The sequence below is a fragment of the Streptomyces africanus genome (assembly GCF_002150735.1).
Taxonomy (GTDB): Bacteria; Actinomycetota; Actinomycetes; order Streptomycetales; family Streptomycetaceae; genus Streptomyces; species Streptomyces africanus.
Map to the genome: position 1 here is coordinate 18,793 of NZ_MUKA01000226.1, position 9,494 is coordinate 28,286.

Sequence of the window (9,494 nt, forward strand, 5' to 3'; positions counted from 1 at the left end):
CTCCACGCGTTGACTGACTGCCAGCCGCCGGGAGGCGCACCCGTGAACGCACCTCGGCGCCGCCCCGCCAGCAGGCTTCTCCCCGAGGCACGCGGGCGGGGCCTCCCTCCAGCCGCCCAGACCAAGGCGTGACGACGACCATGACCAACGAGCGAGTGAGTCCAGGGCAATACCCGCGCCAGAGCGCCACCCTCGCGAGCGAGGCCGCCAGTGTTCCGGTGGCGCGTCAGATAGTCCGCGAGGCATGCGCGGAGTGGGGCATGGACCAGGACGCCGCAGAGACTGGCACGCTCCTTATCTCCGAAATCGTCACCAATGCATTCCGCCACGGTCATTCTCACAGCGTCCGGGTGATCGCCGAGCAGCCGCGCCCCGACCGGCTCCGCGTAGCCGTGGTCGACAAGTCCCGCCGCATGCCCGAACTGCGCATCGTTGGTCCGGACGCCATCGGCGGCCGTGGCCTCCACCTGATCGACGCCCTCTCCGACCGCTGGGGAACCGATCTCCTTCCCTGGGGTAAGCGGGTCTGGGCTGAGATCGCGATCAAGGTCGGTAACCAATGATCGGCCGCCACCGCATGCCGCAAGCCGACGGGGTAACCGCCGGCACCGGGCTCCTGGGAGCCGTCGCCGTTGGGCTCGGGCTGGTGGTGTCCATGGTCTTCGACGAAGTCCACACGGAGTCTGCCCCGAATACCTACTCCGTTCCCGACAAGGAGCCGCACGTAGCGGCTCTCGTCACACCGGAGCGTCCTCCCTGCCGGTGTGCGCAGCGGTCCCTCAAATGCGAGGGGGACTGCAACGGCCGCCCGCCCTATCCCCTGGGGCGGATGGCCCAACTACCTCCCCGGCCGGGGCACAACGCTCGTTCACACCAACTGCCCCGGCTGAGCCCCTCTCGCCGTCCGGAAGTCCCGGGCAGCGGCTGCCACTGTCGGATCACCTGAGAGACGAGGAAAATCATGCAACAGCCCTTGACGTCACTGGATCAGGTCAAGCCCTGGGGACTCGGACGCATGCGGCCCTACCCGACTGCGGCCGTCCTCTCCGCCGCCCAGCCCGTCCTCGACCCGCACACGCAGGTCCCCGCATGGGTCGGCCCCGACGGCGCACCGCTGACGGCGGAGGCCAAGCACAAGCGGTCGGAGACGTCGAAGGAGACGAGCACGAAGACCAGCCTGGACGGCACCCCGGACCAGGGCAGCGACCAGAACGGGGACTCTGACTGATGGCTGTGGGTGGGCCGCCCGTCCTTGTCGTCACGCGCCTGGACGACGCGACTGCGGACGAAGTGATCATCGAACTGAACCAGCGTCGCGTGCCCGTGGTCCGCCTGGACCCCGGCGACTTCCCCCGCGAGGTGACCCTGTCCGGCACCTTCGCCGGCATCGGGACCGGTGGCATTCTCGCCACCGCGTCCCGGAGCGTCGACCTGGGGAACGTCCGCTCGGTGTACTGGCGGCGGCCCACCCCCTACACCGCCGACCTCGCCATGGACGAGCAGACTGGCCGATGGGCCGTCGAAGAAGCCCGCTACGGGCTCGGCGGCATTCTCGCCGCTCTCCCCGGCGCGCGCTACCTGAACCACCCATGGCGCAACCGGGACGCCGAGTACAAGCCGGCACAACTGGCCACGGCTGCCGCCTGCGGCTTCTCCGTGCCACCCACGCTCATCACCAACGACCCCGACCGGGCCCGCACCTTCGTCGCCGAACATGGGCCGGTCATCTACAAGCCGCTCAGGGAAACCGAGTACACCGACGACACCGGCCGCGCGCTGACCGTGTGGATCGAGGACGTCACCCCATGCCAGATCGACAGCCATCTACGGCACACTGCACACCTGTTTCAGCAGCGCGTCAGCAAGTCCGCCGACATCCGCCTCACTGCCGTCGGCGACCACCTCACCGCCGTCCGTATCGACGGTTCACCTGGCGTGGACTGGCGCCGCCACTACGACCGGCTTGCCTACACCCCCGTGCCCGTCCCCCCGGCCATCGTCAAAGGCGTACGCGCCTACCTCGATGCTTTCGGACTCACCTTCGGCGCCTTCGATTTCGGCTTAGACCGTGATGGCGTCTGGCACTGGTATGAGTGCAACCCCAACGGTCAATGGGCCTGGCTCCCCGACCACGTCACTGCTCCCATCAAGCACGCCATCGCCGACCGCCTACAGCATGGAGCACCCGCATGACCGACCCCGCCGACCTGCGCCGCCAACTCGCCGCCGCCGTCCCTGTGGACGACCCGGCATGGCGCACAGCCCTCGAAACGGTGCCCCGCGAACTCTTCCTGGGTAACGGCCTGTTCCAGTTCGACGGACGCCAGTGGACCCCCGTGCACCGCGACCGGACCGATCCCGGAAAGTGGCTGGGGCTCGTCTACCAGGACACCACCTGGGTCACCCAGGTCGACGGCACCACCGCCGTCGACGCCACCGGACCCGTCACCGGCCGCCCCACCTCGTCCAGCACGCTGCCCTCCCTGATCGTGCGCATGCTCGACGTCGCCGGGATCAGCGAGGGTCACAAGGTGCTGGAGATCGGCACCGGCACCGGCTATTCCACCGCCATCCTGTGCAGCCGCCTCGGCGACAAAAACGTGTACTCCATCGAGTACGACCCGGGCCTGGCCGCCGCGGCGGCCGACCACATCCACGCCGCCGGATATCACCCCACCCTGATCACCGGCGACGGCCTCGCCGGACACAAGGACGACGCCGAATACGACCACATCGTGGCCACCTGCGCCGTCCGCCACATCCCCCCAGCCTGGCTGTACCAAGTACGCGCCGGCGGAACCATCACCACGACCATCAGCGGATGGATGCTCGCCTCCGGACTCGTCCGCCTCACCGTCCAGGACGACGCCACCGCCACCGGTCGTTTCCAACCCGACCAGATCAGCTACATGCTCGCCCGTCCCCACGAACGCCCACCCCGACCCACCTTCCAGCAGCATCCCGGTCACACCCGCGCCACCCGCGTGAACCCCGCACTCCTGGAAGACTGGACCGGGCAGCTCCTTGCTCAGCTCGCCGCACCGTCCGCCGAACTCATGACCACCGGCACGGGCGTGATCCTCGTGGACGTCGCCACCGGGTCACAGGCGTGGACCGAACCGGCCGGAGACGGCTGGACCGTGCACCAGCACGGCCCTCTTCGCCTCTGGGATCAGGTGGAAGACGCTCTCACCATCTGGCAGGACGCGGGCTCACCCCCACACTCGGACCTCGGCCTGACCGTGGACTTGGACGGCACCCAACGCGTGTGGCTCGGAACACCCGACGGTCCTTCCTGGAACCTGCCGGTCTGACCTACCCATCACAAGAGCGTCCGTCACCAAGCTGGGGGCGGGTGCCGTCCGGACGGCACCGGGGCTGGGCCACTCGTTACGTAGCCAACAAGGTAGCCATCAAAGCGCCCTTCCTGGACGTCTGTGCAGGTCATAGCGACGTGGTGACTCTCCCCGGCGTACAGCCCGACTCGTCTGCCGCTGCCTGCGACCTGCCCTGGAAAGGGCCTCAGGCCGGGCGCGAGTTCACGGCCACCAGGTGCACACGTCGAGCAGGGCCCCGGCCACGTCCTCGACTGCCTCGCCGCCACGCTGCCGCCGTATCCACCACGCCGACGCGGCGAGCAGCCGGCACAGCGTGGGCCGGTCGATGTCGGCGGGCCAGGTGGACGGCAGATCAGTGGCGCCGGGGAAGTCGGCACCAGGCCATTCGTCCCCCAGCCGGCGCAGGAGCGTGGCTTGGGCGGCGGCCCGGGAGGCGGGGTTACGGGCCCGGGTGACGCGGTCGTAGAGGTGGGCGAGTTCCTCGGGTTCCAGGACCGCGACGCAGGACTCGAAGTCGGATTCGGGCTTCCAGGAGGTGGACGTATCGGGCGTGTGGCGGTCGATGACCTGTTCCACCAGGACCCGGCACCTGGCGGCGTCGAGTCGGCGCAGCAGGGGAACGAAGGTGCGAACGGCGTCCGCGCCGCTCGCGAGTTCCGCTTCTCCGGCCCGCCAGGCGTGCTGAATCACCGCTGGTAAGAGGGAGTCCGCGCCGCCGTGTTCGAGCCGCTGGGCGAGTGCGGTGAGCAGTTGGAGGTGGTCATGGTCGACCGATTCGGCGTCCACGACGTCCCGGAGGACGGTTCGGATCTGGTTCTCGTCAAGGCTGGGGGCGAGGGCCCCGAGTATGTGCGCCCTGTTGAAGCCGGAGTCGTCCGCGAGGGCCATGGCCAGGGCTTCCTCGACGACCGGTGCCGGCAGCGGGGGGCCGAACTTTTTGAGTACGTACCCTGCGACGTCCGGAGAGAGCAGTTCACGCAGTGCCTCGGTCGCCGCTGTGGTGGCCCCGGCCCGGTACAGGTGCCCCAGGGCACGTGGATCGATCCAGCGATGCCATGTGTCGGCGCTCTGATGGGCCCGCCGCGTGTTCGCCAGCATGTCCAGCACCACCCCTGCCAGGGAGCGCTTCTCGGCTCCGGGGAGACGACGGCTCAGATACGCGAGGGCTTCAGCCCGGCGGGGCGGGCTGTCGCGGCGGGCGAGCAGGGCATCCCTCGCACGCCGGACCTGCTCCACCGAAGCCAGGTCCGCGAAACGGAGAAAGTGCGCGACGTCGTTCTCGCCGGCCAGTGGTATGTGTTCGGCAGCTTCGGGGAGTACGTCGTCGAGGAGTCCTCCCCACCCCGCGGAGAACAGACGCGAAACGAGCCGGCATGCCCAGAGAGCGACTTGTGCGGGGCCGTCCTCCGCGCCGCGTACGGCGACCGCCCACGCCCGCGGCAGAGCCTCATCGGGCAGCACCGCGCTGAGCGCCTCGACCGCCCGCGCACCGCCACCGAGCTCGTACACCGGCCGCGCGACCATCCGCGCGCTCGCGGAGGCGTCCGACGACTGTGCGGTATCCCACTCCCATACCCCCCGGGTGCTCATCCACAGCGGCGGGGTGTCCGGCGCGGACTCCAGGATCGCCAGCGCGTTCACGGCGGCGTCCGCCGACAGAGCGGGAGCCAGCTCCGCCACCCCATCGGCCTGGGTCGGCGGCGCCAGGACGTCCCGCACGAACGCCAGACTCCGCTCCTCAATGGGCCTCCGCCGCTCCGGGGGGAGAAGCCGTGCCAGCTCGGCCAGGGAGGAGAGAGCCTCGGCCTGTCCGCGGACGGAGCGGTGGGTGCTGTCGGCGACTGCTTGCGGCAGCATGTGGTCGGGCAGACAAGGGGCGAGCGCGTCGAGGGCTGTCAGTCGGGCGCGCGACTCCCATGCGTCTTCCGTGCTCACCCCTTCCAGCACGATGCCGAGCTCCTCCTCGCCCAGATGCGGACCGATCAGGTCGAGGGTCTGCCAGTGCAGGGCGTTGCCCACAGGGCCGCCGTACCTTCCCCACCTGCCGCTGACCTCCTCCACGTAGCGGCGGCGAGATTCGGGGGACAGGTACGCCACCAGGTGCGCCCTGGACTCCCAGGACGACGGGATCTCCGGGACGGCCCGCATCTCCGCCTCGGCGTAGGTGCGGGCCTCCTCGGGCGGCAGTCGCCGGAGCAGGGCACCGAGCAGGACGTGCCGGCATTCCGTGAACAGTCGGCGCCCTGGCTTTCCCTCCGGGGGGAACAGCGCGCTCAGCCACTCACGCACCGCGGTGGTCGACAGCCGATCGACGAGCGCGTAGTACAACAGGCCCGGGCCTATTTGCTCCAGCCTGAGCCCGAGCGCCATGTCGAGCAGGTCGGACGCACGGGGCCTGCTGAAGTCGAGGCCTGCCGCCCGGTGGAGCACGAAGGCGGCCACCGTCATGTCCGCGCCGGCGTTCAGCACGGACAACAGGCGCTCGACGCGGTCCGCGGACCCGTGGGCGCCCGGCGTGGACATCGCGCCGTGGCCCAGCCTCTGCTGCCTGTCCTCGAGCAGGGTGAGCACGTCGTCGAACGTCTCGTCGGCAGGCATGGGCGTGAGCAGGGCGATCAGCTGGTCCGGGTGCGGCACATACTTCACCGAGCGCAGAATCCGCAGCGCCTTCCGGGCCCCGGCGACCCGGTCCGGATGCAGGAACAGGGCGGCAGTGGCTCGTACGTAGGCCTTGTTGCCGTGCTTGTCCGCCAGCAGCGGGTGATGGGCCAGACCCCTCAGCTCGGCGTGCGGCAGCCGGGCGGCCAGCGCGACCAGTGGCCCGGGCAGCGGCAGACCGCTGTCGGTGGCGAGGACCGGCTCGACGGCGGCCGCGATCAGCCCGTCGTCCAGCAACGGAATGATCTCCTCCAGCACAGGGGCGCGATCCTCGTCCCCGTACGCGGCGGCGAGCGCGAGCGCCTTTGGATGCAGCCGCTTCGGCAGATCCGGTACGAGCAGCTGCAGCGCCCGCGCCTGAAGAGTGGGGTCCCCCATGCGCTCGACACGGTGAAACGCCTGCTCCGCCGTCCACAAGCCGCGCGTGACCATCTGCCTCACCAGCCCGGGCGGCAGGGCTGTGACCGCGGAGGTCACGCTCGCCCGGATGAGGCGGTAGCGCAGCCGCGTGCCGAGCTCACCGGCCGCCGCCTCCGCCAGCTCGATGTCCCGCAGATAGGCGCCGATGCCTCCGGCCCGCTCGTGCACCGCGTACCAGAGATTCCTCCCGCGCCGGCTCACCGCGAGCAGCCGGTGGACCTCCGGTTCCCGGCCCGCCGCCAGCAGGTGGGACACCATCTGCCGTACGGGATATCCGGCGTCCGCATCGGCGAGTTCCGGGTGGCTCGCCAGCGCGTCGAGCCCCGAGTCCAGCCCGCCCCACGCCGTCAGATACCGGTCGCAGATGCGGGCGTGGGCCCCGCGGGTGGCCCGCCTGAGGGCCGCATCGGACGAACCCGACAGGTACTCGCGGAGACTGGGGTGGTGGGGCGTGTAACGAGGCGGCCCGTCCGGGTCGTCCTCGGGCGTGACGACCGTGCAGAACGGCCGCAGCCCGTCCCGCATCAGGGTGTCCACCAAAGACGGCTCGTCCGTCCCGGCCAGCGAGCAGAGGGTGGGGCCGTCCACGGGCTCGGCGGCCGCGCCGAGAGCGGCGAGCAGTGCGATCCGCCGCTCGTCCGGTTGCCGGTCCGGGCCGAGACACAGCGGCAGGACGCGTTCCTCGTAGTACCCGTCCAGGCCGACGGGCAGATCGGGAAGGCGGCGGACCGTCTGCGGTTCCTCACCGATGGACTTCAGGACGTAGTGGGCGTAGACCCAGGAGCCCCTGCTGTGTTCCAGGACCTGCGCGGCGAAGGTGCCTTCACCGACGCCGTACCGGTCCAGGGCGCGGGCCAGGTGCGTGTCCTCCCGCGAGCGGGTGCGCAGAAACCCGTCCAGCGCCTCCAGATTGCCCGGAGCGTCCGGCGGGAGCGTGACGCGATGCGTCTGGTCCGCCGGGGTGTTCCTCAACCGTCCGGTGCGTGCGGTGACGACCGCGTACACCCCGTTCGGGAGGTGCCGCGGCAGCCCGAACGGCAGCTCCAGCGCAGGGTATTCGTCGACGGCGTCCAGGGCGTCGACGACGATCACGATCGGCCGCCCCGGCTGCAGCTCGTCCCGCCGCGACGCAGCCTTCTCGATGACGAGGGCCAGCCACTCGGGCTCTCCACTGCCGCCGGACAGCAACCCGTCGGGAGCCAGATCCTCCAGCCGCCAGGCGGTGATGAGCTGGGCGCCCAGGCTGCGCACGGCCGTCGCGGTCCGCTCCGCCCCGGCCCCCTTCTGCACGAAGTGCGCGGCGTCCGTCTCCTGGCGCCCCTCCACCCATGCCGCGAAAGCCGACTTGCCCATGCCCGGCTCGGCCTCCACCGCGAAGTACCCGCGGTCCCGCCGGCCCAGGAACCGGTGGAACTCCTCGACCAGCGGGTTGTGTTCGTAATAGGTCGGGGTCAACGCGTCGACGTACGCGCGGAACGCCTGCGGGGCGTCCGCCAGCCGGTACGGCTGTACGCCGTTGTTCACGGTGATGGGCGCGTTGTTGTTCGGGGCATGGATGATCGGGGAGTAGGCCCCGGACGTGCTGAGCGAGGTGCCGCCCGTCCCGAACAGCCTTCTCATGACGTCGTGTTGCCGTCGGCTTCAGGTTCTTCGGTGATGTGCGGAGGGGTGTTGATGCCGATGGTGCCGCTGTTGTTGTCGGCGTTGATGATGGGGCTGTTGGCCCCGTGTGTCTGCGCCGTCGGCGCCGGGGGCGACGACGAGCCGGGCTGGTGGAGCACGGTCAGCGCGACCCAGAGCACCGCAGCCGCGACAAACCCCACGACGAGCGGCACCGTGGGACCTGAGGTGACCAGGTTGGTCAGAACACCGACGACGATCCCCAGCACGGCCGATGTGGCAGCACCCAGTCTCTGGTTCATCTGCCCATGCCCTCCCGTACGGCGGCGACCCCGAGGACGATCGTAACGAAGCGAACGGGCCGGCACCCCGCACACGGGCAGCGCGGCCGGGTGCCCCGTCAGCTACGTGAAGAGTCCACGTGGCGTGATCGAGTGCAGGGGTCGCCGCTGAAGCATGCGCAAGACCCCGCGACGGACCCGCCGCCCTCCCCCGTAGAGCAGACGACAGAAAGCTCACAGGGAGGGGAGAGCAGGACGTGGCAGGGCACAGGGGCAAACGCGTCAGAGGTACGGCGGTCGCAGTGGCGGCGATGGCGGTGCTGACCGCGTCGCAGGCGCCGGGGGCCGTCCCGGCGCGGGCAGCCGCGCCGGCGGGCGGTCAGGCACTCGCCGAGGACGGGCCGAGCGTCTCCGGCGACGCGCCGTACCGGACCGAGCTTCCGCCGCTGCGGACCCGGAAGCACGCGGGCGGCCAGGTGGAGGAGGAGGTGGGCGGCGCGCTGCCTGCGAGCGTGTTCGCCGCCTATCGGCGGGCCGAGGACCGGCTCGCGCGTGAGGTGCCCGGCTGTCGGCTGCGCTGGCAGCTGCTGGCGGCGATCGGGCAGGTGGAGTCGGGGCAGGCGCGCGGCGGCAGGGTGGCGTCGGACGGTACGACCGTGGCGCCGATCCTCGGGCCGCGGCTGGACGGCGTGGCCTTCGCGCTGGTACGGGACACCGACGGCGGCGCCCACGACGGGGACACAGCGTACGACCGCGCGGTCGGGCCGATGCAGTTCATCCCGTCGACCTGGGCCCGCTGGGGCGCGGACGGCAACGGCGACGGACGTACGGATCCGAACAACGTCTTCGACGCGGCACTCGCCGCCGGACGGTATCTGTGTGCCGGTGGCCGGGACCTGTCCGTTCCCGCCCAGCTGGACCGCGCGATCCTCGGCTACAACCACTCGGCGGCCTATCTGCGCACGGTCAGGGCCTGGTACGCGTACTTCCTGGAAGGGCACCGGGTGGTGCCGGACGGCTCCGCCGGGCCGTTCGCCGGGCTTTCCGCCGAGGCCTCCTCCGCCCGACCTGAGTCGGCGCGGTCCTCTGCGGAGCCGACGGAGGCCTCGCCGACTCCGTCCGCCCGGCCGAGTGCTCCGCCGTCTCGCACTCCTGTGACCCCTGCCTCCCCGGCCCC

7 protein-coding genes are annotated in these 9,494 nt (G+C 70.8%); 5 read left to right on the forward strand and 2 right to left on the reverse strand.

What is annotated here, in order from left to right; genetic code table 11:
* Window positions 1-140 precede the first annotated feature (140 nt).
* The 4 genes from CCL05_RS26580 to tgmC all read left to right on the forward strand — a co-directional run bounded on the left by CCL05_RS26580 (window position 141) and on the right by tgmC (window position 3,314).
* Window positions 141-563 (forward strand): ATP-binding protein, encoded by a 423-nt coding sequence (locus CCL05_RS26580; protein WP_086563016.1) that lies wholly within the window; start codon window positions 141-143, stop codon window positions 561-563.
* Window positions 564-961: 398 nt separating this feature from the next.
* Window positions 962-1,228, forward strand: coding sequence for a putative ATP-grasp-modified RiPP (gene tgmA / locus CCL05_RS26585; protein ID WP_086563017.1), 267 nt, complete (start codon window positions 962-964; stop codon window positions 1,226-1,228).
* On the forward strand, window positions 1,228-2,193 hold the full coding sequence (gene tgmB / locus CCL05_RS26590; protein ID WP_086563018.1) for an ATP-grasp ribosomal peptide maturase: 966 nt from the start codon (window positions 1,228-1,230) through the stop codon (window positions 2,191-2,193). The genes tgmA and tgmB overlap by 1 nt, the downstream gene beginning before the upstream one ends.
* On the forward strand, window positions 2,190-3,314 hold the full coding sequence (gene tgmC, locus CCL05_RS26595) for an ATP-grasp peptide maturase system methyltransferase (RefSeq protein WP_086563019.1): 1,125 nt from the start codon (window positions 2,190-2,192) through the stop codon (window positions 3,312-3,314). Before tgmB ends, tgmC begins: the two co-directional genes overlap by 4 nt.
* Window positions 3,315-3,539: 225 nt before the next feature.
* Here tgmC and CCL05_RS26600 read toward each other — a convergent pair whose 3' ends face one another.
* Window positions 3,540-8,036, reverse strand: a complete 4,497-nt coding sequence (locus CCL05_RS26600) for a hypothetical protein (protein WP_086563020.1) — start codon at window positions 8,034-8,036, stop codon at window positions 3,540-3,542.
* Window positions 8,033-8,305, reverse strand: coding sequence for a hypothetical protein (locus tag CCL05_RS26605; protein ID WP_086563021.1), 273 nt, complete (start codon window positions 8,303-8,305; stop codon window positions 8,033-8,035). Before CCL05_RS26605 ends, CCL05_RS26600 begins: the two co-directional genes overlap by 4 nt.
* 323 nt (window positions 8,306-8,628) lie before the next feature.
* Here CCL05_RS26605 and CCL05_RS26610 point away from each other — a divergent pair.
* Window positions 8,629-9,494, forward strand: an 866-nt coding sequence (locus CCL05_RS26610) for a lytic transglycosylase domain-containing protein (protein WP_086563023.1), incomplete at its 3' end; no start/stop codon positions are given.